General features: G+C 38.1%; 16 protein-coding genes. 7 read left to right on the top strand and 9 right to left on the bottom strand.

What is annotated here, in order from left to right; genetic code table 11:
* Window positions 1–70: 70 nt before the first annotated feature.
* The gene (locus tag I6F43_RS02860) at window positions 71–613 is read left to right on the top strand and encodes a carboxymuconolactone decarboxylase family protein (protein WP_007586212.1); all 543 of its coding nucleotides are present in this window, start codon (window positions 71–73) and stop codon (window positions 611–613) included.
* A gap of 62 nt (window positions 614–675) precedes the next feature.
* On the opposite strand, the gene I6F43_RS02855 is transcribed toward I6F43_RS02860, so the two are convergent.
* Window positions 676–1,206: a hypothetical protein gene (locus tag I6F43_RS02855; RefSeq protein WP_197100885.1), complete on the bottom strand. Its 531-nt coding sequence runs from the start codon at window positions 1,204–1,206 to the stop codon at window positions 676–678.
* Between the two features lie 52 nt (window positions 1,207–1,258).
* Here I6F43_RS02855 and I6F43_RS02850 point away from each other — a divergent pair, with 52 nt between their 5' ends.
* Window positions 1,259–1,651 carry a DUF1294 domain-containing protein gene (locus I6F43_RS02850; RefSeq protein ID WP_007586205.1) on the top strand — a complete coding sequence of 131 codons (393 nt, stop codon included), beginning with the start codon at window positions 1,259–1,261 and terminating at the stop codon, window positions 1,649–1,651.
* Window positions 1,652–1,706: 55 nt separating this feature from the next.
* On the opposite strand, the gene I6F43_RS02845 is transcribed toward I6F43_RS02850, so the two are convergent.
* The 8 genes from I6F43_RS02845 to I6F43_RS02810 all read right to left on the bottom strand — a co-directional run bounded on the left by I6F43_RS02845 (window position 1,707) and on the right by I6F43_RS02810 (window position 9,427).
* Window positions 1,707–2,051, bottom strand: coding sequence for a PEGA domain-containing protein (locus I6F43_RS02845; protein WP_007586203.1), 345 nt, complete (start codon window positions 2,049–2,051; stop codon window positions 1,707–1,709).
* A gap of 219 nt (window positions 2,052–2,270) precedes the next feature.
* Window positions 2,271–2,600 (bottom strand): immunity protein YezG family protein, encoded by a 330-nt coding sequence (locus I6F43_RS02840; RefSeq protein WP_197100882.1) that lies wholly within the window; start codon window positions 2,598–2,600, stop codon window positions 2,271–2,273.
* Window positions 2,601–2,609: 9 nt separating this feature from the next.
* Complete coding sequence (locus I6F43_RS02835) at window positions 2,610–3,416, bottom strand: PoNe immunity protein domain-containing protein (RefSeq protein WP_197100880.1); 807 nt, start codon at window positions 3,414–3,416, stop codon at window positions 2,610–2,612.
* A gap of 5 nt (window positions 3,417–3,421) precedes the next feature.
* Window positions 3,422–4,168: a PoNe immunity protein domain-containing protein gene (locus I6F43_RS02830; protein WP_197100878.1), complete on the bottom strand. Its 747-nt coding sequence runs from the start codon at window positions 4,166–4,168 to the stop codon at window positions 3,422–3,424.
* An 8-nt stretch (window positions 4,169–4,176) separates the two neighbouring features.
* Entirely contained in the window at window positions 4,177–4,650 is a 474-nt protein-coding gene (locus tag I6F43_RS20055; RefSeq protein WP_231613999.1) for a hypothetical protein, read from the bottom strand.
* 197 nt (window positions 4,651–4,847) lie between these two features.
* A complete protein-coding gene (locus tag I6F43_RS02820) occupies window positions 4,848–5,192 on the bottom strand; it encodes a DUF600 domain-containing protein (RefSeq protein ID WP_197100876.1) in 345 nt (114 codons plus the stop codon).
* A gap of 24 nt (window positions 5,193–5,216) precedes the next feature.
* Window positions 5,217–5,888: an SMI1/KNR4 family protein gene (locus I6F43_RS02815; protein WP_197100874.1), complete on the bottom strand. Its 672-nt coding sequence runs from the start codon at window positions 5,886–5,888 to the stop codon at window positions 5,217–5,219.
* A gap of 17 nt (window positions 5,889–5,905) precedes the next feature.
* Window positions 5,906–9,427 (bottom strand): contractile injection system protein, VgrG/Pvc8 family, encoded by a 3,522-nt coding sequence (locus I6F43_RS02810; protein ID WP_231613998.1) that lies wholly within the window; start codon window positions 9,425–9,427, stop codon window positions 5,906–5,908.
* A gap of 336 nt (window positions 9,428–9,763) precedes the next feature.
* On the opposite strand from I6F43_RS02810, the gene I6F43_RS02805 reads away from it, so the two are divergent.
* From I6F43_RS02805 to tssM, 5 genes are read left to right on the top strand one after another with little or no spacing between them, the layout of a single operon-like run.
* Window positions 9,764–10,198: a hypothetical protein gene (locus I6F43_RS02805; RefSeq protein ID WP_007584504.1), complete on the top strand. Its 435-nt coding sequence runs from the start codon at window positions 9,764–9,766 to the stop codon at window positions 10,196–10,198.
* 21 nt (window positions 10,199–10,219) lie between these two features.
* On the top strand, window positions 10,220–10,687 hold the full coding sequence (gene tssJ / locus I6F43_RS02800; RefSeq protein ID WP_007584502.1) for a type VI secretion system lipoprotein TssJ: 468 nt from the start codon (window positions 10,220–10,222) through the stop codon (window positions 10,685–10,687).
* Window positions 10,687–12,027: a type VI secretion system baseplate subunit TssK gene (gene tssK, locus I6F43_RS02795; RefSeq protein ID WP_169044738.1), complete on the top strand. Its 1,341-nt coding sequence runs from the start codon at window positions 10,687–10,689 to the stop codon at window positions 12,025–12,027. Before tssJ ends, tssK begins: the two co-directional genes overlap by 1 nt.
* Before the next feature lie 15 nt (window positions 12,028–12,042).
* Window positions 12,043–12,765, top strand: a complete 723-nt coding sequence (gene icmH, locus I6F43_RS02790; RefSeq protein WP_007584493.1) for a type IVB secretion system protein IcmH/DotU — start codon at window positions 12,043–12,045, stop codon at window positions 12,763–12,765.
* Window positions 12,766–12,773: 8 nt separating this feature from the next.
* Window positions 12,774–16,445 carry a type VI secretion system membrane subunit TssM gene (tssM, locus tag I6F43_RS02785; protein WP_024592022.1) on the top strand — a complete coding sequence of 1,224 codons (3,672 nt, stop codon included), beginning with the start codon at window positions 12,774–12,776 and terminating at the stop codon, window positions 16,443–16,445.
* Window positions 16,446–16,451 lie beyond the last annotated feature (6 nt).

The raw sequence follows: 16,451 nt of genomic DNA, 5'->3' as shown, positions 1-16,451 counted from the left end.
AACAGTCGCTCAAAATCAAATACTATGTGTCTCGAAGTTACTTAAAACTATTAATTATTAGGAGCTAACCATGGCCGAATTTACTTTATACACTCAAGAAAACGCACCAGAAGAAGCAAAACCGTTACTAGCTGATTCAGTAGCAGCATTTGGTATGCTTCCTAACTTACATGCAGTAATGGCTGAAGCACCAACATTACTTAAAGGTTACCAAGTACTGCATGAGCTGTTTCAAAAAACATCATTCAATGCAGAAGAGCTAACAGTAGTATGGCAATCAATTAACGTTGAGCACGCATGTCATTACTGTGTTCCTGCTCACAGTGGTATTGCAGCGGCAATGAAAGTTGATCAAGGTGTTGTTGATGCACTTGTAAACAAAACACCACTTGAAAACCCTAAGCTAGAAACTCTTCGTGAAACTACACTCGCAATGACACGTGAACGTGGCGTGATCAGCGATGAGCAAATCGAAAAATTCTTTGCAGCAGGTTACGGTAAGCAACAACTACTTGAAATTATTGTAGGCTTGTCTCAAAAAGTAATGAGCAACTACACTAATCACCTTGCTGATACACCAGTAGACGCTGCATTTAAAAAATATGTAAAATAAATACGATTTTATAAATGACAAAAGGCAGCCTAGGCTGCCTTTTTTGTGTTTATAAATCGCGGCTATTTAAATTTAACCGTTTTTGTACTGCGTGTATAACTTCTGCTTTCGGGCTTAGTCCATTCACCCTTTTTAAGATAAGAGGTCGATACAATAAACTTATCGTCTTTTAAATCACTAGTAGATTTAACCTTAGTCACTCCCTCTTTACTGCCTGTTACTTCCTCATAGGCTAAAAACTGAGTAGGGCTTAATACCGTTATTGTGCCTTTAGTGTAAAATCCTGCCGTAGTGAAATAATAAAATACGAGTGACTTCTTTTTGCTATCATAAAAAATCATCGACTCACCGCCATACTCACCCTCGTTAATCGAGTGCATGGTACGAATAGCTTTACCGTTTAAAGCGCGTTCCCAACGGCCAACATCTTGTATTTTTTTAGCGCCTTCTGGTACTTTAAAGTCTGCTTGCCACGTTCCTAAGTAAGGTTTAAACACTTCTAGCTCTTTATCAAGGTTACTGGCAGTTTCATTAGCAAAGCTACTAAATGTGCATAAACATAATGCTAAGAATAGCGATTTAAAATATGTCATAATTTGGCTCTCGTTGTTAGGCTCTTATAAGCCCAGTATAGGTGATAATTAATTGATAAAGAAAATATTAATCACATTCTCATTGCTTTATTTAGCTGCCATTTGGTTAGCTTACCCGCTGCAATACTTACCTGTTTATATACCAATATATGTACCTGGTTATATAAGTGTATTAAGTGCTATAACTTTTTTAATGTACGCGTGGGATAAGCGACAAGCTAAGCGTTCTTCACATACAAAAGTAAACCGCACGCCAGAGCGTACACTGCAACTACTTGCATTATTTGGAGGATGGCCGGGGGCATTACTTGCTCAACAATTACTTCGTCATAAATCGCAAAAGCGACGTTTTATTATTGTGTTGTGGTTATGTATTTTAATTAATGTTGGTAGTTATTTCGCAGTAGGATATTTGTGGCTTTATGAAGGATTTAATATGCCTTAGGCCAGTTATTAAATTAACCAGGCTAAGGCATATAAACTAAAACGTACTGAGAAGCTTATTGAGCCGATTGGCTTGCTTCCATTGTATCGAGTTCAACAGTTAGTATTGTTTTTTTATCAACTGAAACCCATTTTCTGTAAGTAAGGTATCCTGCTTTGCTTACTTCAATATCGTATTTACCTTCTTTAAGCTCAATACCAGCTTTGTAAACAGGGTTGATATTCATAATACGAACGCGAGCATCAGCAGGGTTAGTAATAACTGTTAATGAAATTGGTGCAGCTACTTCGTTAATCTCTGCAATAGGTTCTAAAACTACTTGCTCAGTTTCTTGGGCTGGAGGGGGTGTAGAACAACCGCTTAATAACAGTAAACCCAAAAGTGCGCTTAATTTTTTCATAGGTACTCCGTAAAATTATTTTAAATAATAAATGTTAAATGTCACGAAATATCATGGAGGAGTATTAATAAGTTGGGGTACCTAACTCGTCTTCCTTGACTTTCGTTTGTTTAAAAAACAAATTGGCGTACAGTTTAATATGTATCCAGCTCAGGTTCAATTATTGTTATTAATTTATAAAGTTTTAAATAAACTTAACGCTATGCTTATGCTGCTCATTTAAAGTAATAAAGTGGCTTCATCGCTATTATCGCGTTCAAAGTTTAAGTTAAATTGGCCTTGGCGAGTGATAGTAAAAATAGCGCGTTGCCAATCTTCCACTTCATTTTTAATTGCGTGGTCAAATAACGTTTTAAACAACGCTGTTATATTTTCAGATACAGCAATTGCATGCTGTGTTTCGTCGTCTGCTTTAAAGTGAGCTTTGCACTCAATCACATTATTATTATCGCAATCTAAAATAAGCTGTGCTTCAAGCCACGGAGCATCAATTTGTTGATAAAGATACTGACCTAGGTGTTGCGGGATGTGTTTTATATCAGGTTGCATTGGCTGTCCTTAGCGCTCATGTTTATTACGTATTAAATTATTGGCTAGCATTGGATGTGGCGTAAGTTGTACTTTGGTTATACCAAGTAAGTTTGCCACTAACGCGTGCTCTAAACACCAGTACCCAATGTAATAATCAGTATATTCAAATTCACAATCACATTCATGGTTGCCGTGCCAGTCGGCATCATCAAGTTGGGCATACCACTGCGACATAAACTGGTTTAGCTTCTGTGCTTGCGTATTTTTATCAAGACTAAGGGCGTCAAACAAACACTGGTAAACATCAGGGTAATAGAGGGTCTTTGCCATAGGGCGCTGTGAATCACCGAGTTTTACGGCAATAGCATCAAATAATGCATCTTTACCTTGTTCACCAATGACATCAAGCGTTTTACTAATATGCTCAGTGGGCGCGTCGCAGGCAACTAGCAACGACAGCCACCAAAGCGTATAAATATAGCGATTTATATTCGCAGAGCCACACGCATCGCCAGCGCCTCCAAGTTGCTCAAAATCAACACGGTAAAACTGATGGGGTTGTGGAATGTTATTAGCTACCAAGGTGAGCTGTTCACGATAAGGTAAAATAGCGAGTACAAAAGGGCGTAGTTCATCAATAGAGGCACCATAAGAATAATGCGCTACAGCTCGCATAATCGCTAGTTGAAACAATCTCTGAGCCACATCAACGCGCTGAGTAGGGGAGGTAAATACAGCGTCGTCGAGTGCGGCTTGTGTTTCAGTTAGAGCTTCATCAAGGTCACTCGTAAGTGTTTGAAAGTAGCCTTCATCCTGACGGTTATCACGTAACATCCATGTCATCCTTTAAAGTGAACTAAATCTTTAGGGTAATACGGGTGGTCAATAAAGCTACTGTCGTCAATATTATAAAGTTTAACGACTAAAGCTGCTTCCCAGCTCCAATACCCAATGTAGGCATCCGTATCCATTAAATGATAGTCGGGTGAATCTATCAGTTTATACCATGCATCGAGGTATGCTTTCATTAAAGAAGGTTGTTGCTCAATGTCTGCTGCAATGACATCGTGTAGCTTTTTAAATCGTTTTTTGAATAATAAATCATTAGAAACTGTTCGTTCAGTGTCGCCCATTTTCAATGCAATAGAGTCGAACAATACATCAAGTCCTTGATTAGCGATTAATTCAAGAGCCTGCGTGTAATAGCTATCACCCATATCTAAACAATAAGCAAAAGCGAGCCAGTCGAGCCAGTTTTCAAGATAGTCAGTGCGAATTTCCTCCCATCCAATGCGATCTTTTTGTTCATTTGCAGGCAAGGAATCGGCATAGTTTTTTTGCCATTGACGGTATTCAAGTGCTTCAAGTAAATGAGGTTTAAGCTCAGTTAAATTGTCTCCGCGGGAGTAGCGTTCGTGAAGCAATCTCGAGGTGTAATCTACGAGTCTAAAAGAAAACCTCATTTTTGAATTAACAGTTAAGCTGTTATCTTTTTTTAGGTCATCAATGTATTCTTGAATTGTTTCAAGACTAAATTCTACTTGTTCATCAAAGTAAGCTTTACTTTTTAATTTATCTCTAAGCATTTCTACTCCTAAAACCCTTGGGGTGTCCCAATGATATTACCTTGTTTATTTAGCTCTTTAACTAATAAATTACCGTCAGGTTTATTGCGAATTAGTATCTTTTCAACTGAGCCGTCATTTGTACGTATTGCTTTCAAGATTTTTGCTCGCTCTTTCCTACATAGTCCTGCTTTTTGTAAGCGTTTATCAGTAACCCAATCATCACTCATTTGCTTGCCGTCACCAGTCATTCCTTGCCTGGCTTTGTTGTACTTGGCTTCAGTAATGGCTGTTTTTGGTGGTTCGAATTCATCGAGAGCCTTGTTTACGCGATTGCCAATCTCACTGGCTGCGCCTTTAACTCCTTGGTCTATTTTGGGCGCTATTTCATCAAGCTGTTTAATCGTGGCTTGCATGCCGTCTATGGCAAGCTGTGGCAGCAGTAGGTCGTATTGCCAACTTGTTGATATTTCATGAATAGTAAACTGACTATTTAATAGCACTTTTACTCTTTAAGCGCAGCGCCTCTTAACCTCTTTGTGAATAATTCATTTAAAATATTTTTTGCACAAAGAGAAAAGAATGAGAAGTAAATGAGGGCGTTAACCATAAAAAACAGTCATTATGTGAAGTTAGGCGCTAATTTTTAGCGCCTAACTTCACAACATCCATGTTGTTAAAGAGCGGGTTAAATTAATACTTAACGTGTTGGAACAGCGGCGATTACTTCTTCATCATTATTATCGCGCTCAAAGTTTAAATTAAACTGGCCTTGACGAGTGATAGTAAAAATAGCGCGTTGCCAATCTCCAACTTCGTTTTTAATTGCGTGGTCAAATAATGTTTTAAATAACTCAGTTATATTTTTGGATACTGCAATTTTATGCTGTGTTTCGTCATCTGCTTTAATAAAGTGAGCTTTGCATTCTGATACTTTATTATTTGCGCAATCTAAAATAATATGAGCTTCAAGCCACTGCTCATCAATTTGCTGATAAAGGTACTGACCTAGGTGTTGCGGGATGTTTTTAATGTCGGGTTGCATCTGCTTTCCTTAGCGTGTTATTGATTAGTCTTCAAAACCAATTGTTATCCAAGTATCAACTGTTGCCCACAGATCTATGTTCATAGTTGGTAGTTCATCAGCCCACCAAATTAAGGATTCTTCAAGGCCTTTAATACGATTAAAACAGATGTAACCTCCAGCGCCATTAGTAAAAATGCTTTTGAACTTGTTTAAGTCTATATCCACATCGTGCTCTTCTAATACTTCCCAGTCATACTCATCCAATAATTCTTGCTCATCAATTGGTAAAAGCCCCATTGAGTTTGAGACTAGGTAATTAAAGCCATTAAAGTGTGTGTAAAAATCTTTTAAATCATTCGGAAGTTGAGAGAAGCACTCTGTTAATTCTATATTTTTTGGATTTTTAGATTGATAATATAGAATTTGATTTCCTGACAAAGAGCGAATACCAAAAACTAAATGATACTCTTCAAAGTAATATGCTAAATCAATAGTTTCAAGTTGCTCTGCTAGGTATTCATAGGTAAGCTCTAAATCGTTACGGAATTTGCTAAATAAATTAATAGTTCGTTCAATTTTCGAGTCGTTTTCTTTAAATATTTCAGCCCATACCTCAGGTATTACTGCCGTTATATCGGCGGATAAAATTTTAGTGTCAATAACTTCAGGTTTGTCAAAATATTCGCCTAAAAATTTTTTTAATTCATTGTCCATTAAAAATTACCTTAAATTTATTTTACTAAAGTTTTTATCTTACTTTGAATGTCTAATTCTAATTGCGTCTCAAGTTTCATCATTCTTTCTCTGAATTCTGGGGATACTTTGATACCTCCTTTTTTATACTCAGTCCACTGTGAAAAGCTTTTTGAACCTTTAGAAGTGTTAGCCGTTTTACTTAGACCGATGAAGTTAATGGGGTCGTTGAGTACTTGCTTTTGTTGTTCTAATGTTAGCCTTTCAAAGCCATCCATTCTAGTTATTTTGTCCATTGGAACAACGTGATCGGCTTCCAAGCGCCCTGTGACAATTAGCCCTGGCAACGCTTCATCTGGATAAGGTGGCTTTTTGTTCTTATTTACTTGACTTCTGATCTCAGGAGATGGTGTAGACCTTCTTAGCTTGGCATATAATTCAGGAGCTACTCGCCTATCCTTTTTATTATTCCTAGCCCCCTTCAAATCATTTCCTTTAGGCGCATCTAATTCATTCGCAACGGTCTTTTTAGGTTTGCCCACAATACCAGTGCTTTTCGGCGGCTCGAATTCATCGAGGGCTTTGTTTACGCGATTACCAATCTCACTGGCTGCGCCTTTAACACCTTGGTCTATTTTGGGCGCTATTTCATCAAGCTGTTTAATCGTGGCTTGCATGCCGTCTATGGCTAGCTGTGGCAGCAGTAGGTCGTATTGCCAACTTGTTGATATTTCGTGAAGTGTATCGCGCAGGCCTTTTATAAAGGTTTTTACTTCGCTGGCTGCTTGTTTACCTAGGTCTTGCCAGTTTATTTTGCGTAAATACTGAACGGGGTCGCCTTTGCCCAACTTGCGTAACACTGCAATTGCGGCTTCTATTGTGTCGCCGCTGTTTTTAATCACCACTTTACCGACGCCTTTTACCGCGGAGCCGAGCACAGGCACTAAACCTATCGCGGTGAGCGTAAAGGCAATCCAACCATCACTGTCGTTGGCTTTATCGTCATCAGTAAGCAGCATTACATTGGCTAAAATATCCCGCACGTCCATGACTTGGTCAATAACAGGTATCATTGAAATAATACTGCCTACCACAATCTGCGCCGTTGTAGGGTCTTTATTAAAGTCACCTTGCAGTGCTCCCCATAACCAATCACCTGCTTGGCTGGCTATGTTGCTTGCTTCATCAAGTGTTGCTGTTTGCCCAGCTCTGCTCATTTGTATGGCAGAGGCGGGGGTTATTCTTTTATAAAGTGGATTTGGTGTGGTGTTATCTTGTGGTTCAAACTCGCGCGTATCTTCGCCGTATTGAACAGTAAATTGACCATTTGGTACGTCGGTTAATTGCGCTATCCCGTCTTCATCTAGCTGGCCTGTGCTTTGTGTTCCATCATCAAATTTAATTGTATAAGGTGCGTTTTTTACAGGGCTGCCATCTTGATAAACATAAAGTAAATCCACTACGCTTGACGTTGTTGCAGCAATACCGGAGTCATTAATGGTTATATCACTAATGCGGCTAATATTGGCAGGGCTTGCACTGCTCGGTGTCCGCGCTGTTTGTGGGCTGGTTATGTCGTAATCAACTGGGCCATCAAAGGTTATAAATGTGCCATCGAGTGTGAGTACGTTCGTGGCGGTAATATCAACATTGCCTTGGCTGTCGAGTTTTATCTCGCCGCCCGCGTTGTGAATAATTAAATCGCCATTGCCAGAGCCCGTAATGCTTATATTATTGTTTGTTTGTAAAAACGTAGAGCCATTAGGCACATTAAGCTTTAAGTCGCTGTTATTGGTTTTAAGGAGTATGTCGCTTTGTGCATGCACTTTTACTGCTCGTCCGGTGAGGAGTGATATTTCATTCTCGCTCGTAAGGGTCGCATTTTTACCACTGAAGGCTTGGCTGCCACCACTTTGATAATTTACATGGCTGTTATTTGTGGTTTGCGACACGGTATTTTTAACATCAATAAATTGATTGTTTTTAATAACAAACTGAACATTATTTTGTTCTGTTTCAAGGCACAGGTCGCGCCCTGCGTGTAAATTTATAGTACCGAGTTGGCTTATCCATTGAATAAATTGGCGGCCTGATTTTATAGCATTTAATTCAATATAGTGCTCACTGGCGAGTGTTTGTAAGATGACTTTGGGTACATCTTTATCGTCATCGAACATAAGTTCATTTTGCGCTGCGCTTAATAAGCGATTATGTGTTGGGTTAGCGGCTGTAACTACGCTTGGCTGGTCGGCGTTTAGTGCAAAACCCATTATAAATGTATTATTTGGGTCGTTATTAATACACCCAATAAGTACCTCAGAGCCACCAACGAGTGGGAAGTGCCAGCCAGTGGCTTGAGGTTGATTTTCACAAGCATATAGCGCTAGTTTTTTTAGTGCAGGGCTTGATTGAATTACTGGGCGAGCTGTTTTATCAAACTCGGTACGAATACGGTATTGGCCATGTTCATCTACAAATGCATTACTTGTGAGAGATTCTACGGTTGCTGGAAATACCATGGGCTTAGGCGTGTGGGGCTCAGGCATTGCTTTGTAAGGTGTACCGCGCTCTATAAATTGCGCTACGCAGTGATAATGCGTTTCACCTTCATGGCTGCTTTCGTCATTTGCTTGATTAAGGGTGTGCTCTATTGCAATGCATAGCAAATCACCACTGGCAAACCCCATATTATCGTCAAGCGAAATTGAGCAGCCTGCAAATACATCAGATACATTACCCGTAAGCGTAACCAGTTTATTGTGTGTGGCTAATGCATTACTAAAGCTTTGTGTTTGTGCTGATGCTTCGGCGTCTGAGTTTGCAGCAGGCTCGAAAAAAGATTGACTGTTACTGGCTACTTTTTGGAATTGTCCATGGGCATTACTTTGCGCTGCATTATTATATAAGGTTTGTGTTACTTCACTGTGCATAAAGCCGACAAAGTTACCCCAGTCCTGGGCGTTCATCCCCGCGTTTGCTTTAACTTCTAATACACCCGTACTTAAATAGGGGCTGTTGAGGTTGCTGTCACTTATAACAAGTGTTTCGGTGTTTGATTCACTTTCAATCCAGTAAAAAAGACCATGCTGAGACATCAAGCGATTAAAAAAGGCCCAGTCACTTTCCATTGCTTGCACACATTGCTTTAAATGCGGTAAGGCGGAGCTTGTCCTAAAAACGATTTGTCCTGATGAATAACCTGCTTTTTGTGCTAAGTAATTTAATACATCTTGTACGTTTACGGCAATAAAGACTTTACTGTTTGAGGTGTCTTTTAAGGTGGATAATCGATCTTGAATGTTTATTTTAAAGCGATGTAGATTGTTGAATACACCCATATTGGTTACAGATGTAATCAGGCCGCATTGTTCTCTATATCTTTTATTTTTATTAACAAAAATCACACTGGCATTAGCAAGTAGTATATCTGTATTAATTTTTACTGAAGATTCAACGGTGAGTGAATAACTAAAGCCTTTATTAATTTTTTCGTAGCCATGTAGGTAAGTAACATTAAAGTCTTTGTCATTAACCTTCAAAAAAAAATTAGATTTAGTCAAAACGTTGCAATCCCTGCTCGGTAAAATTAGTGGCGTAAACATACCTTTTTGTGTGTTAATGATCAACTGGATAATTGTAACTCTAAAAATAAATTGAATTATCTTTTTGATTGCTTCATAAATAGGGATTGTTTTGTTTTATTGCGTATTATTCATTTATAACTGTTTTTTAGAGTGTTTATTCTAATTCGTAAATCGCATTAATATTCTAATATTTTAAACCTTATATAGGTTGACAATAGCGGTTAGGTGTTTGTATTATGCGCCAAATAAATGGATTTATTACTAGCCTTAGACTAAGAGTTTTTTAGTTTAACTGATGACAAGGAGCATGTTGTGAATAAAAAAGAGTTTATAAATCAAATAAATAGCTTGTACTCCTTAGCTTGGTCACTTACTGCCAGCGTTTCTTCGCTACTAGACCAGGTAGGTATTCCTGCCCATCGCGTTTTTTCTGAAAATTCTATAGAACACTTTTTCTTTTTTTTAAATAATCCCCCTAAAAGCAATGGAAAAGTTACTTTAATTAACGGTGATGTATCTGTTTATATAAAAGAGCTTTCATTAATAAATACTAAGTTAATTACGTCTATAGATGATGTTGTTACGCAGTCTTTGTTAGTTGATTCTCAAGAGAAAAGCAGGACTAAGACTCTTTTAGGCTTTTTTAAAACTAATAAATGGTCTGATTGTGCGAATGTAAGATTCAATAAAGTTATTTGCCCAGTTTATGAAGCTACTCTTTGCAAAACTAATTTTAATTTTAAATAAAAATATTTATTGAGGTAAAAAATGCGCTTTATTTTAAATGCAATTATAGGTTTATCACTTTCTATAATATTAACTGGTTGTATGAGTACTAACGTAAGTTTAGATGTTAAGGCAACAGATAATTTAAATTTAAACCAATTTGATGAAGCGTTACCAGTGGTTTTAAAGGTATATCAACTGTCTGATATACAAACATTTAAAACAGCCACATTTGAAGAGTTATGGAAGTCAGATAAGTCAGTTTTAGCTAATAGTTTAATTACATTAGAAGAGCGAACAATTCACCCTTCTGAACAATCTAAAATTAAGTTTGAACAAGCTGAAAATGCAAAGTTTGTAGCTATTGTTGCTTTATTTAGAGATCGCAGTGGCGATAACTGGAAAGCGTATTATCCGCTTGCAGATGGCCCTGTTAAGTTGTCTACATCATTAGATGTTTTGGTTACCAATAATGAAGTTCAATTACCTGGCGTGGATAAGGCTGAGTAATGAATTTAAAAGCTCCCGCAAAGCCCGTTTGGGCTGAAGGTGTTTTGCTTGCCCAGCAACACTTTCAACTATTTGACGATTATCACGATCAAAATCAGGTTGTACGTCAAGCGCTAATATCGCCATTGGCGTTCGGTTTACAGCATTTTGCTATTGATGAATCAGCACTTGCTCGCGGTATATTAAAAGTGACCAGTTTTAAATTACTTTTAGAAAATGGTCGCTTGCTTGATTTTGATCGACAGCATCAAGATGATTTAAAGCTTGAGCTCGATACTAACCATCAAGAGAGTGTTATTTATATTGCTATTGCTGCTAATAAAACAGTTAGCAATATTGAAGGTTATGCGGCCAGCGGGCAATTAAGTGCATATGAAGCGGATTATATTGATTTAGAAGATAATCATGATGCGTCGCGTAGTCGTGAGGTATTAGTTGCAAAGCCTAAATTTATATTACTGTCTGACTCAGATGTAAAAACTTATTTTGACACCATTGCATGTTTAAAAATAAGTCGCTCGGAAGATGGATCATTTGTTTTAAATAAACAGTTTGTGCCTCCTTTATTAAATATAAGTGCATCTGCTTATTTAACTGAGCTGTTAAATAGAACGGCTAATTTAGTTAATGCAAAAGTTAATGTGCTGCTTAGCAGACGTAAAAATTATGGCTCAGTTACTGACTTTGGGCCGAATGAAATGAATACATTTTTGTTACTTAATGCAATGGCTCCATCCGCCAAGCGTTTAGATCATCTTAAAAACTTGTCATTGGTCCATCCTGAACGTTTGTATTGTGAGCTTGTTGATTTAATTAGTTCAGTTTCAATGTTTGAGCACAGTGACTTAGTTAACCAAGTACCACCATACCAGCATAAAAATTTAAGCAATGTATTTGGTCAGCTTGATGGCCTATTAACTCGTTTACTTGAAGGGGTTGTACCTAAGAAAATGGTGGGCTTAAAACTTGAAAAAACCTCTAACGCTATTTATCAAGTTGCCACTATTGATTCTGCAACGTTTACTAACAACGACTTTTATTTAGCTGTGTATTTTGAATCTGAAGACACCAAATGGATTGAAACATTTAGTGATCAAGTAAAAGTTGGAGCAAGCGAAAAGCTCGATATCATGATTTCATCTGCTTTAGCGGGTGTGCAACTAACACATTGTCAGCGACCTCCAAATAAGCTGGCCATAAAAAGTGGTTATGAATACTTCAGGCTTGAGTCGCATGGTTTCATTTGGCAGCAAATTATTGAAGAGCAATCATTAAGCCTATTTGTACCATTTGGATTGCAAAGTGCACAAATTGAAATTGTTACCGTAGCACGTAATTAACGTTGAGTTGAAATTATGCAAGAAGCACAAAAAGAACAAGATTTAGTCGCGTGTATTTCGCCTGTAATTAATGCGCTAACACCATTAAAACTAAAGCAATCTACTAACTTAGAGCTTGAAGAGTTTAGAGAAAATTTACTTACTAGTTTTGATGACTATGAGCGTAATTGTTACTCGCAACAGGTAACAACAAGTTTAATGCAAGAAGTTAAGTTTGCTCTTACGGCTATGTGTGATGAATTTGTTATGAGTTCAGGTGCTCATTTTAGAATGGATTGGATGTCTCGACCGCTACAGCTTGAATTTTTTGGTAACAACCGAGCTGGTGAAGAATTTTTTGAACGTTTAGGTAAGTTGCGTACCGGCGGAGAGCAAAAGCTAGCTGCATTAGAGGTTTATTATATTTGTCTGCAGCTTGGCTTTGAAGGCATTTACAAAGTTAAAGGCATTGAGCAATTAAAAGCGTTAATTGTTGATGTTAGAGCTCAAATTGAAGATATAAAAGGAACACCGAGTTCTCAATTATCTGATAACGGTATACCTGCAGAAGGGTTTGCTATGAAGGTGGGGCGTAATATTCCTTACTGGGTGATTTTGGCTATTTGCTTGGGTTCTATTGCCTCATTATTTGCTGGATTTCATTATGTAATTAATAAGCAAGCAACGCAGAGTACTCAGGTAATAGACAACCAAATTGAAGTGCTGACTCAGCTCAATAAAACCAACGAAACACGATAGGTAACACAATGCAGGGAAGAGTTAATAAAAGCGGTTTAGTTCATTTTTTATTGGGCTTGGTATCATCGCGTGCAACGGGTCAACTTATTGGCTTTATAGCCGTTTTGAGTATTGTGTGGTTTGCCGGTCGCATGGTGGGTTTAGATACTACCGATAAAAAATTAATTGCGATGGGTGCTGTAACCGCTGTTTTTGTTTTATTTATTTTTATTCGTTGGTTATGGACTAAGCGCTCAGGCGATAAGTTAGCTTCTGAATTAGCAAGTCATAATGCCGGTTCGAGTGCTGAATTAAGCGAAATTAAAGAAAAGATGCAAGAAGCATTGGGATCTTTAAAAGCATCTCATTTAGGTGCGGGTTATCGTGGTAATACCGCTTTATACGCTTTGCCTTGGTATATGATTATTGGCCCTTCGGCTACAGGGAAAAGTACTTTATTTGCAAATTCGGGCTTACATTTTCCTTACTCTAATTCGAGTGAATTGCATATCCAAGGTTTTGGTGGAACGCGCAATTGTGACTGGTGGTTCTCAGATCAAGCTATTTTAATTGACACCGCTGGGCGTTACACAACTGAGCAGTCAGAAAATAAAGAGTGGTTGTCATTTTTAGCGCTCCTTAAAAAATATAGACCAAAACTGCCTATAAATGGCGTAATGGTGGCCATTAGTGTTGCAGATGTTTTAACTTCCGACAGTGAAGAAATTCGACAACATGTAAAATTAGTGCGTGAGCGTATAGAAGAGCTAATTACCCAGCTTGGCGTTATTTTTCCTGTATATATCACTTTTACCAAAACTGACTTAATCAGTGGTTTTGAACCTTTTTTTAGTGACTTATCTGAAAAAGAGCGTGAGCAAGTATTTGGTGCGTACTTACTCGATATTAGTGAAGATCAAAAAAATGATCCTGCAGAAATGTTTGAAGTTCGTATGCAGGAGCTATATGAGCGACTATGCGAGCAACGTTTGAGCAAAGTTGCACGAGAGCGCAACGAGCATCGTAAACAGCTAATACTTGATTTTCCTAATCAATTTCAATCAGCTTCAACTAAGTTAACTGAGTTTGTTAACTTACTGTTTAAGTCTAATCCATATCAAGAAGTTCCTTGGTTTGCTGGTGTTTATTTTACATCGGGCACGCAAGAAGGCACGCCTATTGAGCGTATTACTAATGGTGTACGAGATCAATTTGGTGCGGTTGTTGTTGACCAAAAACAAGAAAGCATTACTCAAAGTTATTTTATCAACCGCGTATTTAATGATGTTATTTTTAAACTACAGGATTTAACGCGAGGAAATAGAAAAAAACGGTTAGTAGGACGCTGGTTAAAAGGTTTAACAGTCACTTCAGGTTTGGCATCTATTGCAGCAATCACAGCACTCCTTATTACGTCGTACACAAGTAATCAATTATTACTTAATCAAGGTGAGTCACGTGTAAAAGCAGTTGTTGAAGCTAACGTAAGTAAGGCAAAAGATGAGCAGAAGCTTGCTGCTACGCTAGCGCTGTTTGAGCACTATGGTCAGCTTAAAACTTACGAAGATTCATTACCGTGGTACTTTATATTTGGTATTTATGAAGGTGATGAAACCTTAAGTAGTGTTGCAAATGTGCTATTTAATCAGATGAATCAGCTTATTACTTACCCAGGTGAAGAGCATTTACTTGCGCAAATAAAACAGTACGAAACACAATGGTTTGACAATGAAGGTGAAGCGAAAGCAACGATTCGTCAGCAGTATTACGATGCACTAAAAATGCATTTAATGATGAGTACGAACCCTGAGCATATTTCAACGGAGTTTGCTAAAGAGCAATTACTTAATTTTATAGCTGAGCATTTTCATATAGACATAAATGCACAAGAGCAAGCACCCATTTATACACAACTAAGTAGCTTAGTTGATATGTACCTACAAAATATGGGTAACGATATAGAGCAGCCAGGTAAAATTGCATTTTGGCAGGCTAACGAAACATCGATAGCGCTAGCGAGAGACAATTTAAATACCCAGCCAGAGGCTTTCCCGTTATATCAACAAGTAATTACAAGCTTTGCTGAACGTAAAAAGCCATTGTTATTAAACGATTTTATGATTTCTAAAAATCGTGATGTATTTAAAAGTAAGTATAAAATCCCGTATGTTTATACAAACTTAGGTTGGCAGGAATATGTATTCCCAGAGATTAAACGTATTTCACGTTTGGTGTTTTCAGGTGACTGGGTTATGGGTTCTAGTGATGAAAATGGTCAAAATGTTGTTGACGAAGCACAAGCTGAAACTTTGGCAAAGGCTATGCGAGCATATTACTTTAAAGACTACGGCAATACTTGGTTTGCTTTTATAGATAGCATAAAAGTGCCTGCATTTAGAGATCTAAACGATGCAAGTATTGATTTTGCACGCCTTTCATCGATGGATGGCCCCTTTAACGATTTAATGAAACTGATTAACGACAATATTACGCTCGCTGACGCGCCTTCAAAAAGCCAAGCTTCAATAGGTAAGACGGCTGCAGATGTTGCAAATAAATTAGCTTTAAACACGCCAACAATTACTCAAATGAGTACGGTTAGAGCGCCAGAGCTTGAAAGTCGGTTTGCTGACTTAAGACGTTTTGCACAGCCTAATGAAGATAAAAACTCTTCTGATTACTTAAGACAATACATCAGTTCATTAAGTAGCATCCATTCAGACATTAAAGCAATGGCAGCGAGTAATGAAGATGATGCTCAAGCAATGATATTTGCGCAGGACTTACTTTCAGGTAATAGCCAAAGTAATGCATTACAGTCTTCGTGGATTATTATTGAGAGCCAAACTCGAGCACTAGACCCTCAAACCAAAGAAACGCTAGATAAGCTATTTAAGGCCCCGCTTCATGGTGGTATAGCGACTATCATGGCAAAAGCACGTACTCAGCTTAACCAAGAATGGGAAAACCAGGTTTATACTATGTATAACAGCAGTTTAGCTGGTAAATATCCATTTAACTTAACTGGCCCTGATGCTGCGATAGCTGATGTTTCTGAATTTTTAAATTCTGAATCAGGAATTTTATGGAGCTTTATTAACACCCAGCTCAAACCATTTATGAAAGTACGCCGCGGTGTGTGGGAAGAAAAACAATGGAATGGTGTAGGTATTGGTTTTAGCGCGCAATTACTTGATGGTTTAACTAAAGCAAATAAAGTAACTCGTTCGTTGTTTTCTAGTGGTGCCGACAGTGCTGGTTTTACTTTTCAGATGATGCCTGTTCCACACCGAGGTATTCGTGAAACATACTTAGGCTTTAGTGAGCAAGGTTATCGCTATCGCAATGAGCCTGAAGAATGGCGTAATTTTTCGTGGCCTGGTCGAGGGGCTGCAGAGAAAGCGGTTCTGTATGGTTTAGATAATAAAGGGCGTCGTATTTCTATCGAGCAAGACGGACCTTGGGCACTACTAAAAGTGCTTAACTCAGCCAGTGTTAAGTGGATTAAAGGCACAGAATTTTTAGCAACATGGGAATTAAAAGATAAATCTGATGAGGTGTTAACAGTCCAGTTTTCTCTTAAATCAGGACGCAACAGCGGTATATTTTCAAAATACATGCTTACATCGTTTGCATTGCCAAGTTCTTTGTTTTCACAAAGCCCTAGCTTGGCTCAATCGCAGTCGCGAACAATGCAATAGGCCGCT

Source organism: Pseudoalteromonas sp. NZS71_1, assembly GCF_015864305.1.
GTDB lineage: Bacteria > Pseudomonadota > Gammaproteobacteria > Enterobacterales > Alteromonadaceae > Pseudoalteromonas > Pseudoalteromonas arctica.
This window is presented reverse-complemented; position numbering and strand designations above follow the sequence as displayed.

Bases quoted from the DNA above. Each gene is read 5' to 3' on its own strand.
- I6F43_RS02860 (WP_007586212.1), top strand. From the start codon at position 71: ATGGCCGAATTTACTTTATACACTCAAGAAAACGCACCAGAAGAAGCA.
- I6F43_RS02855 (WP_197100885.1), bottom strand. From the start codon at position 1,206: ATGACATATTTTAAATCGCTATTCTTAGCATTATGTTTATGCACATTT.
- I6F43_RS02845 (WP_007586203.1), bottom strand. From the start codon at position 2,051: ATGAAAAAATTAAGCGCACTTTTGGGTTTACTGTTATTAAGCGGTTGT.
- I6F43_RS02840 (WP_197100882.1), bottom strand. From the start codon at position 2,600: ATGCAACCTGATATAAAACACATCCCGCAACACCTAGGTCAGTATCTT.
- I6F43_RS02835 (WP_197100880.1), bottom strand. From the start codon at position 3,416: ATGTTACGTGATAACCGTCAGGATGAAGGCTACTTTCAAACACTTACG.
- I6F43_RS02830 (WP_197100878.1), bottom strand. From the start codon at position 4,168: ATGCTTAGAGATAAATTAAAAAGTAAAGCTTACTTTGATGAACAAGTA.
- I6F43_RS02820 (WP_197100876.1), bottom strand. From the start codon at position 5,192: ATGCAACCCGACATTAAAAACATCCCGCAACACCTAGGTCAGTACCTT.
- I6F43_RS02815 (WP_197100874.1), bottom strand. From the start codon at position 5,888: ATGGACAATGAATTAAAAAAATTTTTAGGCGAATATTTTGACAAACCT.
- tssJ (WP_007584502.1), top strand. From the start codon at position 10,220: ATGCGCTTTATTTTAAATGCAATTATAGGTTTATCACTTTCTATAATA.
- tssK (WP_169044738.1), top strand. From the start codon at position 10,687: ATGAATTTAAAAGCTCCCGCAAAGCCCGTTTGGGCTGAAGGTGTTTTG.
- icmH (WP_007584493.1), top strand. From the start codon at position 12,043: ATGCAAGAAGCACAAAAAGAACAAGATTTAGTCGCGTGTATTTCGCCT.
- tssM (WP_024592022.1), top strand. From the start codon at position 12,774: ATGCAGGGAAGAGTTAATAAAAGCGGTTTAGTTCATTTTTTATTGGGC.